The organism is Cylindrospermum stagnale PCC 7417 (assembly GCF_000317535.1).
GTDB lineage: Bacteria > Cyanobacteriota > Cyanobacteriia > Cyanobacteriales > Nostocaceae > Cylindrospermum > Cylindrospermum stagnale.
The window spans coordinates 3,292,330-3,319,212 of sequence record NC_019757.1 but is presented as its reverse complement, the minus strand read 5'-3'; the positions used below and the strand labels follow the sequence as shown (position 1 = coordinate 3,319,212).

Annotated in this window: 26 protein-coding genes and 1 pseudogene; 13 read left to right on the top strand and 14 right to left on the bottom strand. The window is 42.3% G+C overall.

Translation table 11 applies throughout. The annotated features are described in order from the left end of the window. Window positions 1-13: 13 nt before the first annotated feature. The 3 genes from bcp to CYLST_RS13505 all read right to left on the bottom strand — a co-directional run bounded on the left by bcp (window position 14) and on the right by CYLST_RS13505 (window position 2,671). Window positions 14-493, bottom strand: a complete 480-nt coding sequence (gene bcp, locus CYLST_RS13515) for a thioredoxin-dependent thiol peroxidase (RefSeq protein ID WP_015208292.1) — start codon at window positions 491-493, stop codon at window positions 14-16. A gap of 309 nt (window positions 494-802) precedes the next feature. After that, window positions 803-1,276 carry a WD40 repeat domain-containing protein gene (locus tag CYLST_RS36775; protein WP_425389083.1) on the bottom strand — a complete coding sequence of 158 codons (474 nt, stop codon included), beginning with the start codon at window positions 1,274-1,276 and terminating at the stop codon, window positions 803-805. Window positions 1,277-1,306: 30 nt separating this feature from the next. Then, the gene (locus CYLST_RS13505; protein WP_051056121.1) at window positions 1,307-2,671 is read right to left on the bottom strand and encodes a serine/threonine-protein kinase; all 1,365 of its coding nucleotides are present in this window, start codon (window positions 2,669-2,671) and stop codon (window positions 1,307-1,309) included. Between the two features lie 243 nt (window positions 2,672-2,914). Here CYLST_RS13505 and CYLST_RS13500 point away from each other — a divergent pair, with 243 nt between their 5' ends. From CYLST_RS13500 to CYLST_RS35925, 6 genes are all read left to right on the top strand, one after another. Continuing rightward, the gene (locus tag CYLST_RS13500; RefSeq protein WP_041233096.1) at window positions 2,915-3,757 is read left to right on the top strand and encodes an FAD-binding domain-containing protein; all 843 of its coding nucleotides are present in this window, start codon (window positions 2,915-2,917) and stop codon (window positions 3,755-3,757) included. A 509-nt stretch (window positions 3,758-4,266) separates the two neighbouring features. Beyond that, the gene (locus CYLST_RS13495; RefSeq protein ID WP_015208290.1) at window positions 4,267-4,683 is read left to right on the top strand and encodes a hypothetical protein; all 417 of its coding nucleotides are present in this window, start codon (window positions 4,267-4,269) and stop codon (window positions 4,681-4,683) included. Between the two features lie 204 nt (window positions 4,684-4,887). Next, window positions 4,888-6,282: a TldD/PmbA family protein gene (locus CYLST_RS13490; RefSeq protein ID WP_015208289.1), complete on the top strand. Its 1,395-nt coding sequence runs from the start codon at window positions 4,888-4,890 to the stop codon at window positions 6,280-6,282. A 419-nt stretch (window positions 6,283-6,701) separates the two neighbouring features. Then, window positions 6,702-7,223 carry a hypothetical protein gene (locus CYLST_RS13485; RefSeq protein WP_015208288.1) on the top strand — a complete coding sequence of 174 codons (522 nt, stop codon included), beginning with the start codon at window positions 6,702-6,704 and terminating at the stop codon, window positions 7,221-7,223. Window positions 7,224-7,362: 139 nt separating this feature from the next. Beyond that, a complete protein-coding gene (locus CYLST_RS13480; protein WP_015208287.1) occupies window positions 7,363-7,857 on the top strand; it encodes a DUF4365 domain-containing protein in 495 nt (164 codons plus the stop codon). Further along, window positions 7,854-8,693 (top strand): hypothetical protein, encoded by an 840-nt coding sequence (locus tag CYLST_RS35925; protein ID WP_015208286.1) that lies wholly within the window; start codon window positions 7,854-7,856, stop codon window positions 8,691-8,693. The genes CYLST_RS13480 and CYLST_RS35925 overlap by 4 nt, the downstream gene beginning before the upstream one ends. Window positions 8,694-8,749: 56 nt before the next feature. Here the strand turns inward: CYLST_RS35925 and coaE are convergent, their stop codons facing one another. The 5 genes and pseudogenes from coaE to CYLST_RS13445 form a co-directional block, all read right to left on the bottom strand. After that, the gene (gene coaE / locus CYLST_RS13470) at window positions 8,750-9,346 is read right to left on the bottom strand and encodes a dephospho-CoA kinase (RefSeq protein WP_015208284.1); all 597 of its coding nucleotides are present in this window, start codon (window positions 9,344-9,346) and stop codon (window positions 8,750-8,752) included. A gap of 87 nt (window positions 9,347-9,433) precedes the next feature. Further along, window positions 9,434-11,014, bottom strand: a pseudogene (gene cobA / locus CYLST_RS35920) (uroporphyrinogen-III C-methyltransferase). Between the two features lie 152 nt (window positions 11,015-11,166). Continuing rightward, window positions 11,167-11,628, bottom strand: a complete 462-nt coding sequence (locus CYLST_RS13455) for a tetratricopeptide repeat protein (protein ID WP_015208281.1) — start codon at window positions 11,626-11,628, stop codon at window positions 11,167-11,169. Between the two features lie 4 nt (window positions 11,629-11,632). After that, the gene (locus CYLST_RS13450; RefSeq protein WP_015208280.1) at window positions 11,633-12,574 is read right to left on the bottom strand and encodes a homogentisate phytyltransferase; all 942 of its coding nucleotides are present in this window, start codon (window positions 12,572-12,574) and stop codon (window positions 11,633-11,635) included. 43 nt (window positions 12,575-12,617) lie between these two features. After that, window positions 12,618-13,460 (bottom strand): methyltransferase domain-containing protein, encoded by an 843-nt coding sequence (locus tag CYLST_RS13445; RefSeq protein WP_015208279.1) that lies wholly within the window; start codon window positions 13,458-13,460, stop codon window positions 12,618-12,620. Between the two features lie 240 nt (window positions 13,461-13,700). Between CYLST_RS13445 and CYLST_RS13440 the strand changes: the two genes are divergently transcribed. Beyond that, window positions 13,701-15,035 (top strand): TrkH family potassium uptake protein, encoded by a 1,335-nt coding sequence (locus CYLST_RS13440; protein WP_015208278.1) that lies wholly within the window; start codon window positions 13,701-13,703, stop codon window positions 15,033-15,035. A 132-nt stretch (window positions 15,036-15,167) separates the two neighbouring features. Then, window positions 15,168-15,863, top strand: a complete 696-nt coding sequence (locus tag CYLST_RS13435) for a potassium channel family protein (RefSeq protein WP_015208277.1) — start codon at window positions 15,168-15,170, stop codon at window positions 15,861-15,863. A gap of 6 nt (window positions 15,864-15,869) precedes the next feature. On the opposite strand, the gene CYLST_RS13430 is transcribed toward CYLST_RS13435, so the two are convergent. Beyond that, window positions 15,870-17,018, bottom strand: a complete 1,149-nt coding sequence (locus CYLST_RS13430) for a tetratricopeptide repeat protein (protein WP_015208276.1) — start codon at window positions 17,016-17,018, stop codon at window positions 15,870-15,872. Between the two features lie 82 nt (window positions 17,019-17,100). Further along, window positions 17,101-18,279: a tRNA preQ1(34) S-adenosylmethionine ribosyltransferase-isomerase QueA gene (gene queA, locus CYLST_RS13425; protein WP_015208275.1), complete on the bottom strand. Its 1,179-nt coding sequence runs from the start codon at window positions 18,277-18,279 to the stop codon at window positions 17,101-17,103. Between the two features lie 331 nt (window positions 18,280-18,610). Here queA and CYLST_RS13420 point away from each other — a divergent pair, with 331 nt between their 5' ends. Continuing rightward, window positions 18,611-19,000, top strand: a complete 390-nt coding sequence (locus tag CYLST_RS13420) for a hypothetical protein (protein ID WP_015208274.1) — start codon at window positions 18,611-18,613, stop codon at window positions 18,998-19,000. A 171-nt stretch (window positions 19,001-19,171) separates the two neighbouring features. Here the strand turns inward: CYLST_RS13420 and CYLST_RS13415 are convergent, their stop codons facing one another. Continuing rightward, window positions 19,172-19,687, bottom strand: a complete 516-nt coding sequence (locus tag CYLST_RS13415; protein ID WP_015208272.1) for a YraN family protein — start codon at window positions 19,685-19,687, stop codon at window positions 19,172-19,174. Window positions 19,688-19,702: 15 nt separating this feature from the next. Between CYLST_RS13415 and CYLST_RS13410 the strand changes: the two genes are divergently transcribed. The 3 genes from CYLST_RS13410 to CYLST_RS13400 all read left to right on the top strand — a co-directional run bounded on the left by CYLST_RS13410 (window position 19,703) and on the right by CYLST_RS13400 (window position 21,855). Then, window positions 19,703-20,218, top strand: a complete 516-nt coding sequence (locus CYLST_RS13410) for a pentapeptide repeat-containing protein (RefSeq protein ID WP_041233095.1) — start codon at window positions 19,703-19,705, stop codon at window positions 20,216-20,218. 121 nt (window positions 20,219-20,339) lie between these two features. Beyond that, the gene (locus tag CYLST_RS13405) at window positions 20,340-21,401 is read left to right on the top strand and encodes a trypsin-like peptidase domain-containing protein (RefSeq protein ID WP_015208270.1); all 1,062 of its coding nucleotides are present in this window, start codon (window positions 20,340-20,342) and stop codon (window positions 21,399-21,401) included. A 256-nt stretch (window positions 21,402-21,657) separates the two neighbouring features. Beyond that, window positions 21,658-21,855: a hypothetical protein gene (locus tag CYLST_RS13400; protein WP_015208269.1), complete on the top strand. Its 198-nt coding sequence runs from the start codon at window positions 21,658-21,660 to the stop codon at window positions 21,853-21,855. A 45-nt stretch (window positions 21,856-21,900) separates the two neighbouring features. Here CYLST_RS13400 and dnaG read toward each other — a convergent pair whose 3' ends face one another. Next, window positions 21,901-23,808, bottom strand: a complete 1,908-nt coding sequence (gene dnaG / locus CYLST_RS13395; RefSeq protein ID WP_015208268.1) for a DNA primase — start codon at window positions 23,806-23,808, stop codon at window positions 21,901-21,903. A gap of 134 nt (window positions 23,809-23,942) precedes the next feature. Here dnaG and tftA point away from each other — a divergent pair, with 134 nt between their 5' ends. Further along, window positions 23,943-25,295, top strand: a complete 1,353-nt coding sequence (tftA, locus tag CYLST_RS13390; RefSeq protein WP_015208267.1) for a hormogonium tapered terminus morphoprotein TftA — start codon at window positions 23,943-23,945, stop codon at window positions 25,293-25,295. 95 nt (window positions 25,296-25,390) lie between these two features. On the opposite strand, the gene CYLST_RS13385 is transcribed toward tftA, so the two are convergent. After that, window positions 25,391-26,164 (bottom strand): hypothetical protein, encoded by a 774-nt coding sequence (locus CYLST_RS13385; protein ID WP_015208266.1) that lies wholly within the window; start codon window positions 26,162-26,164, stop codon window positions 25,391-25,393. Window positions 26,165-26,337: 173 nt separating this feature from the next. Continuing rightward, entirely contained in the window at window positions 26,338-26,745 is a 408-nt protein-coding gene (locus CYLST_RS13380; protein ID WP_015208265.1) for a hypothetical protein, read from the bottom strand. Between the last annotated feature and the right edge of the window lie 138 nt (window positions 26,746-26,883).

Here is a 26,883-nt window from a genome sequence, read left to right as displayed (position 1 = left end):
ATCAAACCAAATTTCATTTAACTACCAATTCTTGCAATTTTGTTAACACTGCTTGAGCATGACCTTTGGCTTTGACATTGGGCCAAGCATGGGCGATGATTTTATCAGGTGAAATAAGAAATGTTGAGCGAGCCACACCCATATATTCTTTACCCATAAACTTCTTTAAGCGCCAAGCACCATAAGCCTCTGTAAGAATATGTTCAGGGTCACTCAAAAGGGTAATTGACAAGTTATGTTTATTAATAAATTTGCAATGTATTTTACCAGAATCTGGGCTTACACCTAATATTTTTGCTCCTAGTTCGCTGAAGTCTTGATATAACTCGGTAAAGTCTTTTGCTTCGGTGGTACAGCCGGGGGTGTCGTCTTTGGGGTAGAAGTAAAGGATAACCCACTGTCCGCTTAAGTCGCCGAGAGTAACTTGGTTGTCGTTTTGGTCAGGTGTAGAGAACTCAGGCGCCGGTTGTCCAGCTTGGGGAATATTGGTCATGATGGGATTTTCAGAGATTGCGGCTTGAGTATTCTAACGGGATATTGCGCTTTAGGACTACAGGGTTTTTGTCTCACGCAGAGGCGCAGAGGCGCGGAGAAGAATGTACGGAAGTTATTTGATAGTGTTAAGAATTTATCAGCACCAGACGATTAAAATCGCGGCTACCAGAACAAAGCCTGCCTAAGCAGGCTCTAAAATCCTTGACTTTAAGTTAGTCCGCGCAGGCGGACTTTGTTTTTATAGCCGCGATTTTAATCGTTAGGGCTAGGTGCAAGATATGACTAAGCGTGTTTTTCTGGTTTCTAGCTAATTAATTTCCCATACTTTTACTGTACAGTCATTACCTCCACTAGCTAAAATCTTTCCATCCTTGCTAAAGGTAATTGCATTAATACCGTTTGAATTTCCAGGGAAAGTGCAAATTTCCTCCTCAGTTCTGAGATTCCATAGTTTAATTGTGCCATCATAACCGCCGCTAGCTAAAGTTTGACCATCTGGACTCATAGCTAATGATTTAATAGGGCCTATATGTCCAGTTAGTTTACCAATTTCTTCACCACTATTCAAATTCCATAAACTAATTACTGGTTCATTACTACCACTAGCTATCATTTGAAATCCTGGTATGATTACTACAGAATTAACAGGATATATATGTGCAGAAATAGTCTTTATTGAATTTGAGTATACATTAATTTTTTTGTCTTCACTACCACTAACTATAGTCTGACTATCTGGACTAATTGCTATAGAATTTACAAAATCTGAATGTTTATCTATATTACGAATATGGGAACAATCCTTTAATCTCTATACCTGAATTCCTTTGTAACTTCCACTAAATAAGGTTTGCCCATCTGGACTAATTATTAATGATTTTACAGGGCTCATAGAAGCTCGAAAGTTACGAATCTTTTCTCCTGTGTCAATATTAAAAATCTCAAGATAACCCTCATGGTCATTGGCACTAATTAATGTTTCTCCATCTAAACCAATTACTAGAGAGTTAATTGAACATTGTTGTCTTGAATGTGAAAAAGTCCGAATTTGTTCTCCACTGCTAATATCCCAAAGTCTAATTGTGGCATCGTTGCTGCCACTAACTAAAGTCTGACCATTTGGGCTAATTGCTATACAAGTTACAGCTTGTGCGTGTCCTGGAGAATCCCAACGACCACCTAGATTTTGCTTAAGATAGATATTTTGTCCGTTGATTTGAGGTAGTGGATATGCAGATAGTGGTTGAGATAATTTTTGTGGATACAAAGCTTGCTCAATTTCTTTCAGACTTTGCAAAATTATCTTAGTATCTGCTGGACGCTTATTAACCGAACGCGCCATTAAATCATCAATAAAATCTGCTAGTAAATCTGATATATCCGGATATTTTTCACGCCAATTCCACTCATCATCTGTATTGGGGTCACAATAGTTATTACCAATTTCGTCAGGTTGCTTTCCTGTAAGCAGATAGACAAAAGTACGACCCAATGCAAAAAAGTCTGATTGTGGAACGGCTTGACCAACCACTTGTTCTAATGGGGCGTAGCCAGGAGTGTGAGTTGTCGTAATGGCTCCTTCAGAAAGTTTTTGTTCGTATGTTTGAGTGACTTCTCTTGCTATGCCAAAGTCAATTAATACCAGATATCCATCTGGTTTAAGCATGATGTTAGATGGTTTAATATCTCGGTGAATAAGCGGTGGTTGCTGTTGATGTAATTCATGCAATGTATTTGCTATTTGAATTAACCAATCAACTGCTGTTTTTTCATTAATTGGGCGATTACTTCTATTTTCTAGCCAGTCGTGTAAATTTTCTCCCTCGATTTTCTCCATTACTAGACAGTAAACAGGTGTTTGAGTGTTTTTTGGGTAAAATGTGAAATCATCTTCTCCTTGGGGAATACCAGGATGATTCAGCCGACGTAAAACTTTAGCTTCTCGCTGGAATTGCTCTACAGCCTTGGGTGTATTTTTTTTCAGAACTTTGAGAACTTTCGGGATACCATTACGATCTATCACCTCAAAAGTTTTGCCAAATCCCCCTTTGTCACTCAGTAACCGGGTAACTCGATAACGCCCTTCAAGCAGCAATTCAGAACCGCAGCTTTGACAGCGTGGTAAATTATCAGGATTATCAGGATTTTGGCAGTTGGGATTGATGCAGCGACTCATCTTGTAGCAAGGTAACAGATTTATCCCATATTGTAACGTTAGTTACTGAATGAGCCGGAAGAAAATTGACAATAATGGCGCATTTGTTCATTAGTTAATTTGCAAAAATCTTGCTTTCCGCCTTTGCGCCTTTGCGCGAAACAAAAAAATATTTATATTCTCTCCACCAAAGGAAAGTGATAATAATGAATGAGTATGCTAAAAGTAGCCATATTTTGTCTATTCCTACCCTGCGAAAGTCCCATGACTGAAGATATGCGCCGCGAATTTGCTAACCGTGAGGAATTGGTAGCTTACCTCCGCGAACAATTCCCCACCGCCGATAACCATATCAGCGATACTGTGGGGGGACGCCAAGCGGCTGAGGAAGTATTGCAAAAAATCAACCCAGCGCTTTACGGAAAAACACGTAATTTATTAACAGGTGCTGTCACGCGACTTTCGCCTTACATTCGCTATGGCGTACTCAGTTTGCGAGAAATTCGGGATTATGTACTTGACCATGTACAGCAGCGAGATGACGCCACTAAACTGATTAACGAGTTGGGTTGGCGCGACTACTGGCAGCGGTTATATGTCAAATTAGGAAACGGCATTTGGCAAGATCAAGAAGAATACAAAACTGGTTACGCACCCAAACGCTATGCAGCAGACTTACCTCAGGACATCAAAGAAGGTACGACAGGGCTAGTTTGCATTGACAGCTTTAGCCGCGATTTGCAAGAAACTGGCTACCTGCACAATCACCCCCGGATGTGGATAGCAGCTTACATTGTCCATTGGCGGCAGATTCGTTGGCAAGCAGGAGCCAAATGGTTTTTGCAACATCTTCTTGATGGTGACCCAGCTAGTAATAATATGTCTTGGCAATGGGTTGCTAGCACCTTTAGCCATAAACCCTATTTTTTCAACCGCGAAAACCTAGAACGCTATACCAAAGGCGTTTATTGTCGCAAATGTCCGCTTTATGGTCATTGTGACTTTGAAGGCAGCTATGAAGAACTGGAACAGCGCCTTTTCCCTCATGGGGAATTTAACAAACAACCCAACAGCCAAAGTTGGCAAAAAGGAAAAAAGCGAATCTAAAAGTTTTTAGTTCGTTAGGGAGATAATTCAAAAACCTTAGCGAACCTCTGCGTGAAAAAACATCCCCACAAAAAAAATCAATAATAACTTTCTGATTTTACAGACAATGATAGCACAAAAAGTCAAGGGGTAAATATCAATCGCTCAAATAACGTAATTGCGTTAAATTGTTGACATTATTATCAATATTATTGAGAATAGCCCTATTTATTGAGAAAAATAGAATAAAAAAGAAATTTTCTAAAATTTATATTTAAAAAACTTATAGCAACGCAACACCTGCGTCTTTGCACGACGGATACTTTTGATTGTGAGATCCAAAAGTAAGGTAGGATTGTTAATCATATAAACTAGTACAGCACGGCGCAAATAAGCAGACCATTCCAAATTAACAAAACGCTTACGCTGTAATGATTTTGAATTTTGAATTTTGAATTTTGAATTCTGCCTTGCGGTACTAGCTAGTTCTGATTATTTAAAATCTTGCCAAACCAAACTTGAAATCTTTGATGAATCAACCAATTGTTTGGGTACATGGAGACTGTCTGAGTCCCAAAAATCCTGCATTACAAGAATACGCCAATGCTCCAGCCGTTTGGGTTTGGGACGATGCTTTGATAACAGAATGGCAACTAAGTCTCAAACGCCTCACCTTTATATATGAATGTTTGCTAGAGTTACCCGTTGTCATTCGCCGTGGCGATGTGGCGCAAGAGATTTTAGCCTTTTCCCAAGAGCATAATGCTAACTTAGTTGTGACGGCGGCAAGTCCCAGTCCCCGGTTTAATGATATCTGCAAGCAAATTGAGCATTCTGTAGCTGTGGAAGTGCTAGAGGTGGAGCCATTTTTTGAGTATGACGGCTATATTGACTTAAAGCGCTTTTCGCGATATTGGAAAGTAGCTGAAAAATATGTTTTTGAATAGCTGAACAAGAATTACCCATAATTTTTCGTTTATACATAATTTTTTTGCCTGTTGTCTAGCTTAAAAAGCCCAGACAGAATATGGAATTTTTTATTAATTCTCCTACTGGTTTGTGAGTGGCGTAATTGAAATTCCGCATTCAGTAGCAAATATTGCCCGAAAAATTGGAAAATAAATGTAGTTCGTCATGGTGACTACCTAGAAATGCCGACTACACTTGCTGACGCACAAAATTTGCTCTCGGACCTGATCGCCCGCTACGCATCCCGCGTGGATTATCTGATGATTCGCCTGGAAGAAGCAGAAGGGACGGATATCTTGTTGCGCGGCGACAAGGTAGAAACTCTCTGCGAAGGCATATCTATTGGTGGACATATTCGTGCTTGTTATAAAGGTGGGTGGGGGTTGAGCAGCTTTAACCAACTGGCGACAATTAAAGAACGGATTGAAGAAGCGATCGCAGCTGCGCGAATGGTTGGTGATGAAGAAACCTTACTAGCCCCGATTAATCCGGTGCAAGCAGTCTGTCAGCTACCCCTGACAGGCGTAGATCCGCGCCAAATTCACTTGCAGAAAAAGAAAGAATTGTGCGATCGCTATACCGACTTGCTCAAAAGCGTTGACTCTCGCATTACCACTACCTCAGTACGCTACAGCGACAGCGCCCAAAAAATCATCCTCGCTACCTCAGATGGCACTCTGATTGAACAATCTTGGGTAGATATGGAAATGCGCTTTGCTGCCACTGCCAGAAACGGTGAAACCGTACAAACTGGCAGAGAAACCACTGGTTCTCGCAAAGCCTACGAAGATTTGACCGATTTGGATACCCAAGTCAAAAGCGCCGCCCAGAGAGCCGTTGCCGCCCTATCTCTGCCACCAGTCAAAGGCAACACCTACACCGTAGTAATTGACCCAATTCTTAGCGGTTTATTTGTCCATGAAGCCTTTGGGCATCTTTCGGAAGCTGATATGGCTTACGAAAACCCCGACTTGCTGGAAGTTATGACCATCGGCAGACGCTTTGGCCCAGCAGAACTGCAAATTTTTGATGGTGCTGCCCCAGAGGGACATCGCGGTAGTTATTTTTACGACGACGAAGGCACACCCGCCACTACTACCCAACTGATTAAAAATGGTGTTTTAGTCGGGCGTTTACATTCCCGTGAAACCGCCGGCAAATTGGCGGAAGCACCTACAGGTAATGCCCGTTGTCTCAATTACCACTTTTCGCCGATTGTCCGCATGACAAATACCTGGATTGAACGGGGTAATACGCCAGTTGCAGACTTGTTTACTGGCATTAAAGAAGGAGTTTATGCCCGTAATTGGTTGGGTGGAATGACGAATGGGGAAATGTTCACCTTTAGCGCCGGGGAAGCATGGATGATTAAAAATGGCAAAATTGCTGAACCTGTGCGGGATGTAACGCTGTCGGGTAATGTTTTCCAAACCCTAGCGGATATTGAGGCTATTGGTGATGATTTTTACTGGGATGAATCAGGTGGTTGCGGTAAAGGTGGACAAAACGGTTTACCTGTAGGTTGTGGCGGACCAAGTCTGCGAATTCGAGATGTAGTGGTTGGTGGGGAAATTTAATCTCGAAATGGCAATTTGACTTTCTCGTTCGTAAAATCTCAATTTGAAGCTAAGGGCTACACAGACGAAGAAATCAATAATTTCTGGAAGATTATTGATATTGCCAAAGATGCCACACTTTCTAATAGTGAATTTTTTGAGAACTTCTCATGCTTCTTAGTCTTAAAATCTTAAGGATAATTAGCTGACATTGTGACTATAGCCCTACTTAATCATTCATGATCAACAAGATACCCGACTTATTTAAGAAGTCGGGTATCTGAATCTTGCAATGTTCACCAATCAAAATTAATAATTTGTATAAGGATAAAATAGATATTTTTAGAAACCCACTAAAAATACCAATATTATATTGGTACAAAAAACTCTAGTTATGTCAAAATGAAGGACAATCTTTATACCATATCAAATTATCAAATATGGCAGCATCTGAAAAACCGACTCAAAAAGCCGTAAAAGCGACGATTTCTCTAGGCTCTATCCCTCTAGATGTTTATCAGATGCCAGATGGAAGTTATAAACTATACGTAGAATCAGTAATTGGCGCTATTGATAGACCTAATGACGACTTGCTACGTTTTTTGAATGGAAAATCGCCGCAAGCATTGCCATACAAGGACAGAAGCTTACAACAAGAGCCAATGGTTGAGGTAGAAGATTATGGTGGCTACATCAAGCCTATCCCTGTAAATTTAGCCACTGCATACTGGTTATACCATACTATTAAAGGCAACCCAAAGGCACAGGCCCTCGTCCAAGCCTCACTTATAGAAACAATAGAAAGACGAGCAGATAAAGCCTTTGAATTTAAACGCACCGAGGAAGAATACAACCAAAAATTTGGTGAAACATTAGAGGATATTTTAGCTGACAAAAAGGAGGAAATTAGCGATAGAAGAATGCCAGGAGATGATTTGTACCTACCAGAGGGGATTAACTAACTTAAAAGTTTCCTGGCTCTGACAGGGAACGCAAATCAGAATGCTTTGCCTCTTATTCTCAAGGCAGAAACTCTAAGATAATACGTTCCCTATTCAAAAATCAAACTGATTATTAATCGTCCAATGCTTCTTGTTTATAATGGATATCAACCAACAAAAAGAACAATTTAGTCTCACATATATCAGAGCAATTGCTGCGGTAGCAGGTTATTCTTTATATAGACCAGAAATTGATAATGACAGCATAGACTTAGGTATAGTTAGCAGAGGAGGCGTAGGTAAAATCCTTTCCCCTAGACTGGAACTACAACTAAAATGTACAGCCAGAGATATTCTGGATAAAAGCTATATTAAATATCCCCTCATACTGAAAAATTATAATGATTTAAGAATAAATGCCCTTGTACCACGAATTTTAGTAGTCGTTTTAGTTCCCGAAAGAATCGCAGACTGGATAAAACAAACCGAAGAAGAATTGTGTCTCAGGCATTGTGCATACTGGGTATCCTTGCGCGGAATGCCAGAGACTGCAAATAGAAATAATGTTACTATTGAATTGCTGCGTAGTAACCAGTTTACACCAGATGTACTCCAAGGCATCATCAACCGCATTAGTTTTGGAGAGTTGCCATGAAAGCTACTATCAAAGATAGCCAAATACTTAAAACTGTTAACCCTGATGTCTTACAGGCGCATTTGCAAGCCACAGGCTGGCATGAAACAGGGAGAATTTATAATGATGCAGGAGCAATTTGGCGACTGAGAAAAGATGATGAAAATGAGTATGAAATCTTGCTACCTCTCCAACATAACTTAGGAGATTACGCCGAAAGAATCAGCGACATATTAAAAACATTAGAGATAGTAGAAAATCGCTCTCAAGTTGAGATTTTAAGCGAATTTATCACCAATTATCCCAACTTCACTGTGCAAGGCGTAGTCATGCAAACCGCCACTTCTGAAAAAACCACCCAAAAAGCCGTAAAAACAACGATTAATCTAGGCTCTATCCCTCTAGATGTTTGTCAGATGCCAGATGGAAGTTATAAACTATACGTAGAATCAGTAATAGCGGCTATTGATAGACCTAATGACGACTTGCTACGTTTTTTGCAGGGAAAATCACCGCAAGCATTGCCATACAAGGATAGAAGCTTACAACAAGAGCAAATGGTTGAGGTAGAAGATTATGGTGGCTACATCAAGCCTATCCCTGTAAATTTAGCCACTGCATACTGGTTATACCATGCTATTAAAGGCAACCCAAAAGCACAAGCCCTCGTCCAAGCCTCACTCATAGAGACAATAGAAAGACGAGCAGATAAAACCATTGAATTGAAACGCGCGGAGGAAGAATACAACCAAAAATTTGGTGAAAAATTAGAGTATGCTCTAGCTGACAGCAATCAGGAAATTAATGATAGAAGACTCCCAGGTGATGATTTGTATATATCATACGGGTTTACCTAACTTAGAGGAGGTTTTATATTGCCGTGTTAATTTATTTTTTGGGCGAAAAATTAGGGCTAATTAACGCTTCCCTTTTCCAAGGCTTGATCAACCTGCTTCAGTAATACTTCTAGGGTGGAAGAGTTATCTAAAACGACATCGGCACGAGATGCTTTTTCAGCAATAGATAATTGGCTGTTGATTCTGGCTATTGCTTGTTCTGGAGTTAAATTATTTCTTTGGATTAGTCTTTGCATTTGCATCTGCTGGGAACAACTGACTACCCAGATTTCTGTAACTAAATTAGTCATTCCAGCTTCAAATAGTAATGGGATAACTAACACCAAGACTTGTGCAGATGATTCAGCAATTTCTTTGTGGAAGCGATCGCCTACGTAAGGATGAATCAACTTATCTAACCAATGGCGTTCTTCAGGAGAATTGAAAATAATTTCCCCCAGTTGTTGACGGTTAAGGCTTCCATCCGGTGATAAAGTTTGCATACCGTAACGTTGGGCGATCGCACCGAGAATCGGCGAACCTACTGCTACTGCGTCTCTAGCGTAAATATCTGCATCCAAAATCGGCAGATTGTAAGCAGTAGCCAAATAGTTGGCGACAGTCGTTTTACCAGTAGCGATACCGCCAGTTAAGCCGATTAAGCGTTTAGTCATTGGTCATTGGTCATTGGTCATTGGTCATTGGTCATTGGTCATTGGTCATTGGTCATTGGTCATTGGTCATTGGTCATTAGTCATCTGTTACTTAGAATTGGTTGCCCATTTAATTAGTGCTTGAGTTAAGCCTTCTAAAGTATATTCTTCAGCTTCTATATCTACGCGTCCAAATAAAGTCTGACAAGTTTTTGAGGTTTGAGGTCCGATAGAAGCAATACAAATTCTATCTAAATAAGTTTTAACTACGTTGCTTGAAAATTTAATTGCCGTTAATTGATAGAAAAATTGCACAGTTTTAGAACTGGCAAAGGTAATTATATCTACTGTGCGATTTTGTAAAGCTAACTCTGCCGCTGGGGTAATACTACTAGGACAGTATGATTCATAAGCGGGAACCTCTATCACCTGGGCACCCTTGGCAGTTAATTCCTTGACCAAAATTTCTCTACCGCCGCTTTCAACTCTAGGAAATAAAACTTTTTTACCTGATATTGGTTCAGGGAAATTTGCTACTAAAGAATCAGCGACAAAGTTGGGGGGAATAAAGTCTGGTTTGATGCTGTGTTGTTTGAGACTTTGGGCGGTTTTCTCGCCAACAACGGCAATTTTGACGTTAGCTAAGGCATGAGTATCTTTACCCAAGGCGGTTAGCCTAGCAAAAAAGTAGTCTACACCGTTGGTAGAAGAGAGGATTAACCAGTTGAAATCAGATAAATTAGCGATCGCCTGATCCAACGCCAACCAACTCGAAGGCGGGCCAATTTCTAGGGTAGGCATTTCAATTACTTTTGCACCTAATGCGGTGAGGCTAGAGCTAAATTGACTCGACTGTCCGAGTGAACGCGTCACCAGAATCGTTTTACCAGCAAGGGGTAGATTACTTGACATAGCTGACGGACTAAGAATTTTGACTATAGTTTAATCTTCAGAGTACATTTTCTCAGGTTGTAAGAAATGGCGTAAACCGACAACTTCACCAACCACAATTACCACCGGAGAGAGAGATAAAGAGGCGGTTTGTTCCAGAATGTTACCCAGAACGCCAGTCCAGATTTGTTGACTAGGAGTTCCCGCCCAACGGATGATAGCAATCGGTGTAGAATGCGATCGCCCATAGCGCAACAATTGATTGACAATCTCTGAGAGATTTTGCCCCCCCATCAAAATCACCAATGTCTCTAAGCGTGATAGTGCTTCCCAGTCTAAAACATCTGGTTCGTGTGCGGTTAACACAGCAAAACAGCGACTGAGAACCGGATCTGTGAGGGGAATACCAGCCAGCAAAGGTGCAGCAAGGGCTGAGGAAATTCCTGGTATAACTTCAAATTCACAACCCGATGCTTTCAATGCCTCAATTTCGGCAGTACAGCGCCCAAAAATAAACGGATCACCTGATTTCAGCCTGACAACTTGTTTTCCTTGCTGGCAATATTTCACCAGTAACTTGTTAATCTCACCTTGGGGAGTGCTGGGTTTACCACCACGTTTACCCACATCTAGCTTTAAGCAATCTGGTGATACGCACTCTAATAATTGGGTATCTACTAAAGCATCGTAGACCAATACTTGAGCGACAGCCAAGAGTTGATAAGCTTTTACTGTCAGATATGCTACATCTCCTGGCCCAGCACCCACAAGGTAAACTTTGCCTTTTTCTTCAGCCATAATTTCGCTCTAGGTGGAATTGCACTCTTGTATTTTCAGGTTTCTTGCGAATTTTCTCGCCAAATTGCTAATTTACCAGATCGGAATAACGCCAAAGTAGACCAAATTCAAAAAGCGGCTTTAAGCTTCAATAACACAGTTAAAACCGCAGACTACAATTTGCTGATTTCTTGGAGAATTTGTTCAAGCTGTTGAGCTTTTTGAGGATTGCGTTGTTTTTGAAATAATTCTTTAGCTTGTTGGAGATTAGTTCTGGCTTCTGCTGGCTTTTCTTGCTGCATGAGAATATTCGCCAAACGCAAGTAAGCATCAGCATTTTTGGGACTGCGGCTAATTACTTCACAGAATAATTCCTTAGCTTCCTCGATTTGTCCTTTCTGGTTGAGAATATCGCCCAAGAGCAAGCGCACCACATCATTAGTAGAGTTGATAGCAATCACTTGGCGAAATGCTGCTTCTGCACCTTGGTAATCTTTTGCTTGATAAAGCTTGACTCCTTGTTGAAACAAGTTAGATGTAATCAAGGTTTTCCAACCAAAATAACCGAGAATAGCGAGACTGGAACCTACCACAAAAAGAGCGATAATATTACTTGTTGGCAAATTTTCTAACATTATTTTAAGCTAAAATGCAGGCGATGGGAAACATTAGATATTCCAGGAAAAATAGTTTCCAGATAAATTGATAGAAGCGGGAGATCGCACTTTTATCTTGCAAATCCACCGCCCAACTTTGCAACCACATCACAACCAGCAATACCAGGTGAGTGATCACCAGAAATATGGCGTTAATGTCGGCGATGCGGAGAACACCAGCCAGAATTATCCCCAAATAGCAGACAGTTAACACCCAAAGCGCCAGATTAAACACTGCTTGCGCCCCCATTTGGATGGTAAAAGTGGTGATATTGTACTGGCGATCGCCTTCGATATCGGGGATATCTTTAAAAATAGCGATCGCAAAAGTGAACACCAAAACAAACACAGTCAGCAGCCACACCACCGGGGGAATCGCTTGGCTTTGTTGCAACACCCAACTAAAATGCAAAAACAGCCCTAAATTGACAACCGTTCCCCGCACCGAAAAAATACACAGCGCCGCCCAAAAGGGAAACTGTTTTAAGCGAATTGGTGGTAAAGAATAAGCCGTACCAATCGCCAAACTAATAGCCACCATCCCCAATAAAAACGGCCCAGATAGCCAAGCCAAAACCAACGCCAAAATTCCAGTAACAATGACAATCAATTGCCCAGTACTGCGAGAAAAAGCCCCAGATGCTAGTGGTAAATCAGGCTTATTAATCTTGTCAATATCAATATCTTCTAATTGATTCAGCCCCACAATATAAACATTGCCACACAAACAGGCAATCCAAGTACCAAAAAGCTGTTCTAGATGAATACTAGAAACCTCTGTAGAAGATACAGCAATCGCAATCAAATATAACCCCAAAACACTTAGACTCGTGCCAATAATCGTGTGCGGACGGGAAAACTTCCAAAAAGCACCAAGCCAACTACCTTGAACACCAGAAGACCTTTGTCCAGAAAACTGATTCATTCTCTCCTCTCTCTGCGCTCTCTGCGCCTCTGCGGTTCGTAACTTATTTCCTGCCACACAACAAACCAAACCTAATCAACCCAGATTCATAACCCCGACGCATCAACCCCAGAGACAAAGCCCCCTGAATTGTACTCCAACCCGAAAGCAGCAACCCGACAACTGCCTGGGGAGTGAATGCCGAATCGATTACAAAATTCCAAAAAGGGGCCACAGCGGTTGACCAATCAGCCGTGCGAATGTTGTTTAATGGAAGTTGATGTGCGATCGCTTCATACTCTGGCAAAGAAAGCACATAAGGCAAACAATACACCCGATAAATGTCCTGCAAATGCTTTTGCTCATCAGCAGTCAGCGGTACAACATCAGTCGGACGATGACACCAAGTCACCATAATCAAAGTCCCCCCAGGCTTTAACACCCGATAGCACTCTTGCATAAACTTGGCCTTATCTGGCATGTGCTCACCACTTTCCAGCGACCAAACCAAGTCAAAAGAATTGTCAGCAAAGGGCATTGCTTGAGCATTAGCCACCAGAAACTGACTTCGATCACTCAAATTAGATTCTTTTGCCCGTTCCGTAGCTCTCGCGGCTTGCACAGGACTCAGGGTAATTCCTGTTGCTTTAGCATTAAACTTTTCTGCCAAGTAGAGAGAACTGCCACCAATCCCACAACCCACATCTAAAATGTTCTCTGCTGCCTTTACACCTGCCCAGTTCAGCAGTTCTTCAATTAAATCGATTTGAGCCTGACGGCGGTCTTTTTTCTGGGTACCATCCGGGCCATAGTAGCCGTGATGCATATGTTCTCCCCAAATCTGTTCCCACAGAAGAGAGGAAGCATCGTAGAATTGCTGAATTTGCTGGTAAAGAGTTGCACTCATGAATAAATCAGTATAAAGATCAAACAGAATTCAATTAAAAAACATACTGGTACGCTACCATATATGTTTTTAATAATATAAGACTGTTTTTATTCCCAGGCGCTTATACTCCCAGTTCATTCTGCCTAAAAAAAACGATAAATTTACCTGAATATGCTATCAGGTATTTAATTTGCGTTTGTTCAGTAGCTAAGATGCCGACCAAGGCTAGTTTTTATCCTTTTTGAATTTTGAATTTTTATGACTGCTGCTCGCACAATAATCTTGGGATTTCTGGCTGTCATCCTAGCGGGAACAATCCTGTTGATGATGCCTTTCTCAACTAGCGAAGGTACGTGGAATGACCCAATTGTGGCACTTTTCACTTCTACTTCCGCAGTTTGCGTTACAGGTTTATCAGTAGTTGACCCTGGTACTTATTTTTCCTTTTGGGGTCAGTTCTTTATTGCATTGTTAGCTCAGGTCGGTGGGTTGGGCTATATGACAACCACAACTTTTTTGATTTTGTTAATTGGGCGGAAGTTTGATATGCGGCAAAAAATCGCAATTCAACAAGCCTTAGACCGACCAGGAATGAGTGGTAGCACTCAAGTTATCCGCTCAATTATTGCCACAACCGTAATTTTTGAAATTACCGGAGTCTTATTATTACTGCCAGCTTTTGTACCTGATTATGGGTGGAGTCAAGGACTGTGGTTAGCAATTTTTCATAGCGTTAATGCTTGGAATAATGCTGGTTTTAGTTTATTTAAAGATAATTTGATTGGCTATCAGTCATCTGCTCTAGTAGTCTTTACGATTACAGGATTGATTATTTTTGGGGGAATTGGTTATCAGGTGATTTTAGAAATGTATCTTTGGTTGCGCGATCGCTTTCTCAAAAAATCAAGTTGCGTCATACTTTCACTTAATTTTAAAGTCGGAGTCAGTACTACAATATTACTTCTCTTTATAGGGACAATTGCCTTTTTTTGTATAGAGAGACGAAACCCTGAGACATTTGGTAATTTGAGTTTACGTGACCAGTGGTTAGTAGCTTGGTTTCAGTCAGTGACTCCTAGAACGGCTGGATTTAACACCATTGATAATGGTAAAATGACCACTGCTGGTTTATTTATTACGATTGCACTCATGTTTATTGGTGCAAATCCAGGTGGGACTGGAGGCGGTATAAAAACCACAACTCTGCGAGTTCTCACGAGTTGTACAAAAGCAATTCTTCAAGGGAAAGAAGAAGTTTTACTTTATGATCGTAAAATAGCCATATCATTAATTTTAAAAGCTGTTGGTGTATTAGTGGGTTCGATAGCTACCGTGATTTTATCTACAATTTTAATTGCTCTCACAGATCCAGAATTAGATTTTATTCAAATTCTGTTTGAAGTGATGTCAGCTTTTGCTACGGTGGGACTTTCTACGGGCATCACTGCTAGTATTTCCACAGCAGCGAAACTCATTTTAATTGCCACAATGTATATTGGAAGAGTTGGAGTTTTATTACTTATGTCTTCTCTACTAGGAGACCCCCGTCCTACTAGAATTCATTATCCTGAAGAGAATTTACTTGTAGGATAGTTGAGCACAGATGCGGAAATAAACAACTAATAGCTGATTCAATTTTAGCTTGAAGAAGAATTAAAATTTTCTTTTTCCCCGCAAATTTTCAAGTTCAAAGTTTAATAACAAACGATAAATGGCGAGTAAATCATGAACCTTTCATCATTAAAATTTTTTCGTTCTTTACGTAAAGACAACCAACAATTTGCCGTAATTGGGTTAGGTCGTTTTGGTCGTTCTGTCTCTTCAACTCTGCACAAACTAGGTTATCAAGTTCTAGCCACAGATATTGATGAAAAGCGGGTATCAGAAGCATTAACTGAAGAAATAGTCGGTCATGCTTTGCAACTAGACTCAACTGAACCTGGCGCCCTGAAAGAAGCTGGTATTTTTGAATTTGATACGGTAATTGTGGCGATTGGTAACTATATTCAGGAAAGCATCATCACCACACTTAATGTGAAAGAGGGTGGTGTACCCCACGTAGTTGCTAAGGCTTCTAGTGAAGTTCACCGCAAACTATTAAAGCGAGTAGGTGCAGATCATGTAGTTTTTCCTGAGTTTGAGGCGGGTTGTGCTTTAGCGCGGACACTCACCAAACCATCAATTCTAGAGAGATTTGACCTCGACCCAGATAACAGCATTGTCGAGTTGATTGTTCCTGATGAATTTCAGGGTAAAACCATCACCGAAATCCAACTTCGTAACCGTTATGGTTTAAATGTTTTAGCGGTGAGTCAGGATGGTAAATTTCAAATTAATCCTGACCCGACTAAGCGTCTAGAACGTGGTTCGGTAATGGTAGTTATTGGCTGCAACAAAGATATTAATCGTTTGCCGATTTAACTTTAATTATTTGCCATCACTGCCAGTAACCTCTGGCGTTGGACTAGGAAATAGTGGTTGATTTGGCATATCTGGCTGTGTCTGTGGCTGTTGTTCAACGGGGACAGGCACATCAATTTTTTCTGCTGGTTTTGGTGTTTGTGAGGGAGTAGCTGTTTGACTAACTTGAGGTGCCTTTTTTGCTCTTAACTGGGCAATGTGCTGGATTAGCTGCTCAACTTTCTCAGCTTGCTCGACGTTGCCTTGTTCTCGGTATTGTTTGCTGGCCCGGGTTAAGGCACTGCTGGCTGTCTTCATATCGCCCTGATTGTATAAAGTCACGCCTAAGTTATGGTAGGCTGAGGCATTTTTGGGATTTTGGCGAATAGCTTGTCGGTAAGAAGAAATCGCCCCTGAAGCTTGACCTTGAATTGCCAATAGACTTCCCAAGTTGTTGTAAGCCATAGCATTTTGGGGATCTAGTTGTAAGGCTTGCTGATAGGCGGCGATCGCAGATTCTATTTTACCTTCCCGTTGGAGAGCGATCGCTAAATTAAAGTAAGCATTGGCATTACTGCTATCTAGACTAATGGCTTGCTGATAAGAAGCGATCGCTTCCTCTAGCTGTCCTTGTTGCTGTAATAGCAATCCTAAATTATAGTGAGCCGCTGCCATTGTCGGATTGACAACTAAACTCTGACGATAAGCAGTAATCGCTGCTTCTTTTTGTTCTTGTCGTTGCAACGCTAGCGCTAAATTGTAATAAGCCTCACCGAGATTGGGACTCAGCCTCACCGCTTCCCCATATTCTTGCACCGCTAAATCTAGGCGATTTTGCTGCATGAGGATATTGCCCAAATAATTCCGTGCAGCCCCCATGTTGGGATCTTTTTGCAAAGCCTGACGAAAAGCAGATTCTGCACCTTGTATATCTTGGCGGTTATAGCGCATGACTCCCTGCTGAAAAAAGCTAGCTGCTTCCAGATCCTGAGAAACTACATTCTGTGCCAGCAATTTGCTTCCTGGTAAATCAGTAATTGTTGGTAAAACCGACACCAAAAAAGCTGATAAGGCCAACAGAAGTCCAAAATTAGGCTTTTGCCGAGTAGAACTTCTGTGAAACGTCAGCTTAAATAACCAGTTTGACCACGGTAACTGTTGAATATTTTTAGACATTATTAGCAGACTTGTACTGATAGTTAGCTCCTTACAAGGTGAGAGTACCCATTTACTACCTGAAAAATGCAAAATGCAAAATTCAAAATTCAAACTTCTCCGCTTCAGCACTCTTAGTAGCTTCTGGCAAAACTAGCATGGCATCACCAAAAGAATAGAAACGATATAGATTAGCGATCGCCTCTTGATAGAGATTCAATAATCTCTGTCTACCGATGAAAGCGCTTACCAGCATCAGCAAACTAGAACGCGGCAGGTGAAAATTAGTAATTAGACCATCCACCACCCGCCATTGATAGCCGGGATAAATAAACAAGTCTGTTTTGCCGACATAAGGCTGTAAATCACCCGATTTCGCCGCCCCTTCTAAAGCGCGTACTGCCGTTGTCCCTACGGCAATAATCCGCCCACCAGCGGCTTTCGTGGCGCGAATTTGCTCGACAGTGGCGGCGGGAACTTCAATCCATTCTTCATGCATTTGGTGGGTAGTGACATCTGCCACTTCCACAGGGCGAAAAGTGCCCACACCAACGTGGAGAGTGACAAAAGCTTGATTAATGCCGCGATCGCTTAACTGTTGTAATAATTCTGGGGTAAAGTGTAATCCAGCCGTTGGCGCAGCGATCGCACCAGGCGTCTTTGCATACACTGTCTGATACTGTTCATCTTCAGCAGTCGAGGCGGTAATATAAGGTGGCAGAGGTACTTCCCCAAATCGGTCTAGCATTTGCACCACAGACATCCCCGCTGGCAGATCAAATTGCAATAACCGCCCAAGAGTCGCCGCGTCTGTTGCCAAAACCGTAGCCGTTAATTGAGTGGTGAGTTCCCCCCCATCTCCCCTAGGAGCAAAAACAATCTTCGCCCCCAGTTTGAAGCGTTTTCCTGGCTTAACTAGGGCTAACCAACAGTTATGCTGACGTTCCTCCAACAGCAACACCTCTATTTCGGCACCAGTGGATTTATGACCATACAACCGCGCTGGAATGACTTTCGTATTATTCATTACCAGCAAATCCCCAGGTTGTAGTAGCTGAGGTAAATCGCGGAAAATGTGGTGTAGTGGCGGTAAATCCTGGCCTGTACCAGGAGAATTCACCACCAGCAACCGCGAGCTATCTCTAGGAAATGCTGGGTTTTGGGCAATGAGTTCCGGCGGCAGTTCGTAGTCATACCCAGCTAACGAATAGTTTAATTTAACATCTTCTGCCATTGAGCCAGAGGTTTCATTCAAGTTTGCTTGTGTAATTTGTTGCTCCATCTAGATTCGTACTGCCTTTTTCACAAAACTGCTGAGAGTTTTTCTAGGGACTTCCATCGGTAGGGACACAGCAATGCTGTATCCCTACAAGTCTACGGTGACTGGATAATTTATTTTTTGGTATTCCCCTAGACAAATGACCCCACTTTAAAACATTACAGGTTAATTTCGTCCCTAGACTTGAAGATTGATACTATTGAGTAATAGGGGAACACCGCTCTAAAATTGGGTAGACCTCCCCATATAAAAACGGGGGCTTTTACCCTACCGGGATCAGCATTTTATTGACGAAGATAGAGAAGTAGGATTGGCTTTGATCCCAAGTACCAACATGGAATATTTGTATTATCTGGCAAATGCCAGTCTCACCCTGAGGGTTGTTCAACACCTCCACGGCAGACCCCAAACACCTGTTTCGTTCCTCACCGTCATTCATCAAATTGATGGCTGGGTGGTGAGAGTCAAACTCACTCATCAAGTTTCGCCTCAAGAAGATGGCGACTTTCGGGCTTTTCTCAATGAATTAGGAATTAGCTATGAGCCACCAATGAGAGTGCAAATGGCACTTTGGAGTTTGGAGGCGGGACAGTGCCCTGTAGATGTGATGCGTCGCTACCAAGTGGCGATCGTTTCTCATGGTAGTCCAGAGAGAGAGGAAATTGAGGCCTTCCGGCAACAGTTTGTTCGGGGCTTGGGCTACTGTCCAGAAACACTGGCGTAATATCGCTGAGTTATAAGGTTCATTGAAAAATAATCGGCTTGAGTTTGTAGGGTGCTTTTGCCAGCACCATTGAAGGTCTGATGAACTGACTCTTCAAAAACCCTCAAACTTTGCTGCTTGTGGCTTTCAGCCTTCAGAAGAAAAGGCATTAACCAGCGACAGTGTCAATAATTAACTATTACTGCTATCAATTGAATAGTCGAAAGCCGCTGGAATGTATTCTTGCAGCTTCAATTTGTGTTCATCTGTTGATAAACTAGCTAGAGCTTTTGGGATAACTGTAACTTCACTCAGCTTTTTGGATATCCGCTGACAGTAGACAATAGCAACATCAAAGCGGCATGGATAATCAGCCTTTTCTGGATACTGAGCTAAAAACGTACTTGCTGTGCGCCAGATTTTCCCTTGCTTTTGCAGGGTAATTGCGCTTCTTCCCCCTACATCCCAATTACCGGAACTGCGGGTTTTCACTTCAACAAATGCCAGCATTGAGTTTTCTGTGCTGTGATTTTCTGCCCCTGCCTTCCCTGTTAGCCCTTGATATTGGGCAATAATATCGATTTCTCCCCAGCGAGAAGAATAACGCCGGTGCAAAATTACCCAACCTGTAGATTGTAACCATTGGGCTACTAGGTCTTCTCCTAATTCACCAATATCAGCATAATGAGATGGAGGAGGGTTAAGCATTTACTAAAAAATATGATGAATAATCGGTTAAGCAGTGGCCATCGCCTAGTCGGCAACATACTCAGTTTATTGCTTTGGGGAATCTTATGCACCACGGCGGTTGTTGGTTTTGCATCAACAGCTTTGGCCCTTGAATACAACAAAGAAATTTTAGTTGGGGCTGATTTTTCAGGACGTGATTTATCAGACTCTAGTTTTGCTAAAGCTAATCTTCGCCAGAGTAATCTGAGCCATACTAACTTAAACGGGGTCAGTTTTTTTGCCGCTAATCTGGAATCAGCAAATTTGGAGGGTGCTGATCTCAGAAATAGCACTTTAGACTCGGCTCGCTTAGTTAGAGCAAATTTGACAAATGCGCTTTTGGAGGGTGCTTTTGCGGCTAATGCTAGGTTTGATGGTGCAATTATTGATGGAGCAGATTTTACTGATATGCTGCTGCGTCAAGATGAGCAAAAAAAATTGTGCAAGCTGGCTAAAGGTACTAACCCCGTTACTCTCAGGGACACGCGAGACACGCTGTTTTGCCCGTAGTATTTAGGTGATTGATCACTACAAAACCATCTGGGGTAACTGGGAATCATCAAGGCTGATCGGTACTTTACTTGTTCCTAAACCTAAAATATATTAGTTCTCCTGTATAGGAATAGTAACTGTGACCGTTCAGCTTTCACCACCAGACTTCCAAAGGCTCACCCGTGTAGTTCAGAATTTACCAGATTTTGCCAATGTGCGCGATCGCCGTCGCTTGGTTGTAGGTGCCTTAGAAGGTGTACCCCAGGCTGATGTTATTTTGGCACGGTTAGATTTGGATGGTGCGCCGATGGGTGTGTCGGTGGAAATTGTCCGCTTTTTGTCACAGTTTGGACAGGTAGCTTACGGTAAAGAAGCTTTGGCGGTCTTCCTTAACTATATTCAGCCCTACACTGGTGATCAAGACAAAGATTTCATCATTGAGTTATTTCAAAAATATCCCCTCAATTTTCCAGTCAGTCCTAGCCGGGAAATTGACAATTGGCGCGGCACAACCAGTCTGGCTGAGGTACAAGAAAAGATTATTGGGGAAAATACCTTACGCCACATTTACATTTTGAACCTAGCTTTTGAGGCTGCTAAAGCTGTGGTGCATATAAGTACACCAACGAGTCTGGGTACTGGTTTCATGATTACGCCGGATTTGCTCATGACTAACAATCATGTTATTGCCAGTCAAATCCAGGCTGAAGAAACTGAATATACCTTTAATTACCAATTGAATAGCAATAGTCAAGAATGCACTACACATACTGTTAAAGCATTACCTGAAGGTGCATTTTACACAAATTCTCAACTGGATTTCGCAGTGGTGAACCTGAAAGATGTGCCTGAATTTGGCAATCCCCTGATTCTCAAGAGTCAGCAAATGCGGCGAGACGATCGCGTGGCAATTATTCAGCACCCTGGTGGACACCTGAAAAAAATCTCGATGCAGAATAACTTTGTCGCCTATGCAGATTCCCAGATTTTACAATATACAACCAGTACTTTACCGGGTTCATCAGGTTCCCCGGTGTTTAATGATGACTTTGAGGTAGTTGCGATTCACCACAGCGGCGGCATCTTGCGAGAACCGGGAACCAACCAACGAAGTTTACGCAATGCTGGTACAAGTGCGATCGCGCTTTTGCTTGACTTGAAGCACAATGCACCAAAAATTTACAATCATCTATCGAGATAAACCCTGGTTTATCTCTGTTTTGCCCTGATGGTGATACTATGTAGTACAAAAGAGTTCCAAAAGACTACGGGCGCTGCTTTAGACCGAATTGACCGAGTTTTAGAATACCTGCTGAAACAGTCGGGGGGACAAAATTAGGCGATGGGAAAGGAGGCCTGCCAAAGGCGATCGCATCTTTTCAAGAATGCCGATATTAGCAAAAAATACGAACTTCCACATTTAACAACCGTTAACGTCAAAAGGAGGCAACAGGCAGATGACAGAACCTAACGGCGACTACAAAATGGCACTGTATGAGACAATTACCTGGGAACACTGCAAAGTTGTCAAAGCCCAGTTAGATAAGGCATTACAAGGCATGACAATATCTAATCATCTCAGCAATGAGGAGTTGGTGGTACTGCTACGGGTTGCCAAAGTTCATCTCGATGAGGCGATCAGACGCCTTTCTTAAGTCTCATTCGAGCCGAAATCAAAATTAATCGCCCCCATGCCCAGCCTAGAGCAAATCTGTGAGCGAAAATAACCTCTGTCTATCTAGTGCTTGAAGCCGCATTTTTTCGGCATATAAAGCCTGGTAATAAGATTGATATCGCTCTGGTTCTGCTTCTGGATCTGTTTCTTGCCACAGTTGGGAGAAGTAGCGACAACGCTTTTCTCGCAATACTCGTTCCATACAAGCGATCGCCGCTTGAACTACTTGGTTCGTGCGGAGTATATCTTTATGGGTTTTCTCGCTCAAATGAAACAGATGGGAAATTGAACCCAATTCTTCAGCCGATTCTAGATATCTATTTTGCAGATTTGAAATTAAATCTACCTGTTCGGTCTTTAACTGAAAAATCTGTTGCCACAAAAAGCGATGATGAGAAAGGCTAAATTCCAAATCTCGCGTTTCTAGTTCATCAATAATTGCTTGACGCTGTTCGGGACAGTGCAGATAAATTCGCAGCAATAAAGCCTCTGCTAGTTCTAAAAGACTGCGTTCGCTAGGTACTATCGATAGATTGGCTCTTTGTTGCTGCTTGCGTACCGCCATCGTTGCCGGTTGTAAACTAGCAGGTGCAATTTGAGTTAACAGATTTTCTACTCGCAGGGGAATAAGTCTAGTGTCTCCTAAGCTGAGTATTTGAGCGCAGTCGGAAAGGTAATAGTTAAGAGTATCTTTATTAGCAATATTTTTCAGCAGTTTTACCATTTGTTGGGTGACTTGCTGAAAATCGGTCGCTTGTCTTAAATCGCGATCGCTAATTATCTGCTGAATCTGCCAATCAATCCACAGTGGCGCATTTACCAAAAGTTGCTGATAGTCTTCTGGGGTATGGCTACGCAAGTATTCATCAGCATCTTTACCATTAGGCAGATTGAGAATTTTTAGCTGGACTTCACCCTTATATGCTAAATCAGCAATTTCACCGATCGCTCTTTCGGCAGCATTAGTCCCGGCTTTATCAGCATCAAAGTTGAGTACTAATTGTTTAGACTCGGTGTAACGTAAGATTAACCGCACTTGTTCCAAGCTGAGGGCAGTGCCTAGAGAAGCGACAACGTTGGTAATGCCGGCAGCGTGGGGAGCGATCGCATCAAAATATCCCTCAACCACCACCGCTTGGTCGAACTTGGCAATTCCCCCTTTAGCTTGATCAAGAGCAAATAAAGTTTTACCTTTACTGAAAAGCTCAGTTTCGGGTGAATTTAGATATTTAGGCTGTTCATCGCTGAGGGTTCTACCACCAAAAGCAATCACACGTCCTTGAACATCGCGGATCGGAATCATCAGGCGATCGCGAAACACATCATAATAACCGCCCCCTTCCTTGCGTGGTTTAATCAATCCCGCCTTTTCTAGCAGTTGCACCGGATAATGTTTATCTTCCACCAGATAGTGATAGAGGGTTTCCCAGCCTGCGGGAGCATAACCCAAGCCAAACTGCTGAATAGTTTCTTCTCGCAATTGGCGATCGCCCAGCAAATACTCAAGTGCCCTTTGCCCTTGGGATTGTCGCAAAGCGTGTTGATAAAATTGTGCAGTCGTTGCCAGAACCCCATATAACTGCTCACGCAACGACAACTGACGCTGCAATTCTTGCCGTTGTTCAGGTTCCAAGGTTTGCACAGGCACTTGGTAACGCCGCGCTAAATCCAGCACAACTTCTGCAAACTGCCGCTTGCCCAAATCCATCAAAAACTTAATCGCATTTCCCCCAGCTTGACAGCCAAAGCAATAGTACATTTGCTTATTCTGGCTAACTGTGAAACTGGGACTTTTTTCATCGTGGAAAGGACATAAACCGACAAAATCCTTGCCCTGCTTGCGTAAAACTACGTATTCCGAGACAACATCGACAATGTCAGCCCGGAGTTTAACTTCCTCAATCGTGTCTGGGTGCAAGCGGGGAATTTGCATTCTTGTTAATTAATGAGTAAGTAGTGAAAATTGCCGTTGGAATACTCACTGATAGCTATTATATTCTTGTTGCCAAAGCTAGAAGGATATATGGAATTGCTGACCCTGAATCTTAACAACAGGAAATACTGACGATGGGACGTATATTTATTTCGGCGGCTCATGGAGGCAAAGAAGCAGGAGCAACCGATCCAGGCTCAATTGCCGGTGGGACAACCGAAGCCAAAGAAATGATTTTGCTACGGGATTTGATTGTCGCTGAACTGAGGGCACGTAATTTTGAAGTTTTAGCTGTTCCCGATGATCAAAGTGCGGCCCAAACGATCGCCTGGATCAATTCTCGCGCTCGTGCAACTGATGTGGCAGTAGAAATTCACGCTGATGCCGCCAACAGTCCGACAGTCCGTGGTGCTAGCGTCTTCCACATTGCCAATAATAATCAGCGCAAGAACAATGCAGAACTATTGCTGGTGGGACTTTTGCGCCGGGTTCCCCAGTTACCCAATCGGGGAGTCAAGCCGGATACAGATAGTGGCTTGGGGAGTTTGAAATTTTGTCGTCAAACTGCGATCGCATCTTTATTAGTGCAAGTGGGCTTTCTCAGCAGTCCCGAAGATCGCGCTTTACTGCAAACTCGTCGCCGTGATTTCGCCTTGGGAATTGCCGATGGGCTAGCCTCTTGGAGTCGGGTGATAGACCCCAAGCCGGGAACTCCCCCAGAACCAAATTATGATGCTGTCAGCATTAACATTAATGGGCAAAAATACTCAGAAAAAGGGGTATTGATTAATGGTAATGCTTACATCCCAATAGATTTAGTTGACCGCTTGCGAATCGATTTGTCAAAAGCTCCTGATGTGCGCCGTGTTACTTATCGCCAAATAGTCTATATCAAAGCAATTGAGCTACGAGATTTTAACGTTGTCATCACCTGGGATAGTACAACTCGCACCGTCAACTTACGCTCAATTTTAACAGTTTGCTCCGCCCAAATTGACCGGATTATCTCAAATGGCAATACCTCAGAAGTGCAGTTGCAATTATTTTTGAAAAATAACAATGAAACCGCCCTCGTCAAGTTTCCCGACTTACCAAAACTCTATCGGGAAGAAGCCGCCGCCGAGGGGGTAAACCATGATATTTCCTTCTGCCAAATGTGTATAGAAACTGGATTCTTACGCTTTGGTGGTGAAATTAAACCAGAGCAAAATAACTTTGCAGGTTTAGGCACAATCGGTGGTGGTACAGAAGAGGCATCTTTTCCTAGTGCCAGAATTGGGGTGAGGGCACATATTCAACATTTGAAAGCTTACGCCAGTTTAGAACCTTTAGTACAAGAAGAAGTAGACCCCCGGTTTCGCTTTGTTACACGCGGTATTGCCCCATTAATTGATCAGCTATCAGGACGCTGGTCAGCCGATTTAGAATATGGAGCAAAGATTACAGCCATGATCAAACGATTGTATGAATCAGCAGGAATGCTATGAGATATTAGTGTGATCAAAGTCTTGAAAGAGTCTAATTTAATTTTGTTATAGCTTATTCCTGTCCCCCAACAAAATTGCCTAACACTCAGCACCGATTAGGCTGTTTTAAAAAATCTGATAATTTCCCGGACATGATCGAGAAATTGCCCATCTGTAGAAAGTTGCGCGATCGCATTTCTGGCTTCCCGCGACAGCCGCTCATGTTCAGTTTGATTTGTCGCCCGTAACTCTTCTAAATTAGACATAATCCGGGCTAACTCTCGGCGAGTTTCTTCACTAAAGCGTTGTTGAGTCGCTGGAATTGAATAAGGCTGTTCTGGGTTGAGTTGATCTTCTAAACTTTGAGTTTTGTTTTCTAAGGCAGAGAAGCGACTGCGAAGTTCAATAATATCTTCACGGGGATAAGTAAATTCTTGGCGAATCATTCTCAACCGAGCATATAAATATTCATAAGCGCGGATAGCTGGACGGAGGATGGTTAACAATAAAGCTGCACCAGAACTGATATATCCCACAGTACTAATACCAGTGGCAGCCAGAGTATAAAGACCAACGGCTGAAAATATGTGTAAGGCCACGGCCACCCAGAGCGATCGCTTTGCCAAAACACTAACATATTTAACTTGTTTCTCATCGACGGGAATGCCTTTTTCACTTGATTGCGCCGCTTCTGCTAAAACTTCTTTAGCCTGAAAATGCACATTCCAAGGTACGGTAACAATTACCAACAACCACCAAAAACTGGCGCCAGCAATCACCCAGTCGAGAAAATTGCCAGCAGGTATGTGGAGCCATTGCAGAACGCCAAAAGCCAACAGTACTGTCACCACAATTCCGACAATAGAACTGATGAAAAAGTTGATATACATCTTGCTCTATCTCCGGTGAAACTATCACCCCGATCATGGCTGTGGGTTAGTAGTTATACAGGCACACCTGTGATAGTTTTTCTAGTAGCACATGGAATTCACGGCATCAGCTAGCTGTGGGTTAGCAGAAATCCGATGATGCTTGTGCTGCTTTTTTAAGTAGCACAACTCAATTATGGTATGAGATAGCTACGCCAAATTGCTTGAGTATCTTGACTTTCCTTGTCTGGAAGTAGCAAGCGCCAAGTTTTACGTTCTCGCTGAAGTTGTAGGTAAACCTCAAAGGACTTTTGCGGTTCCGTCAAGCTGCGTTTGGGTAATTTTAAAACTAGATCGTAAGTTCCCCGAATTTTGTAGGATAGTAGATTTTGGATTGTCAGGGGTTGTTCTTGGGTAATTGATAGCCGCTGAATGTCAAACCCTCGGAAATCTAGATCTAGCTTTTGGCTAAGTTGCTCTTGGGTTTGTTCTAGCTGTAGTGCGATCGCTTTTTGCACTAACTCGCTAGTCGGTAGCAGCGAATTACCGCCACAAGCTGTCAAAGAAAGTAGCAAAATTGCCGTGAAAACGAACCGCACCATGATTTTTACATACCACTCTCCAGCGATAGTATAGCGGTAGATGCTCTAAATTTTCTCGTCTGCCATATCAAAACAGACTATCAATCTTGATAACCAACTTTACAACTAGTTTTAATCCATTTCTCCAAGGGAGCCAGA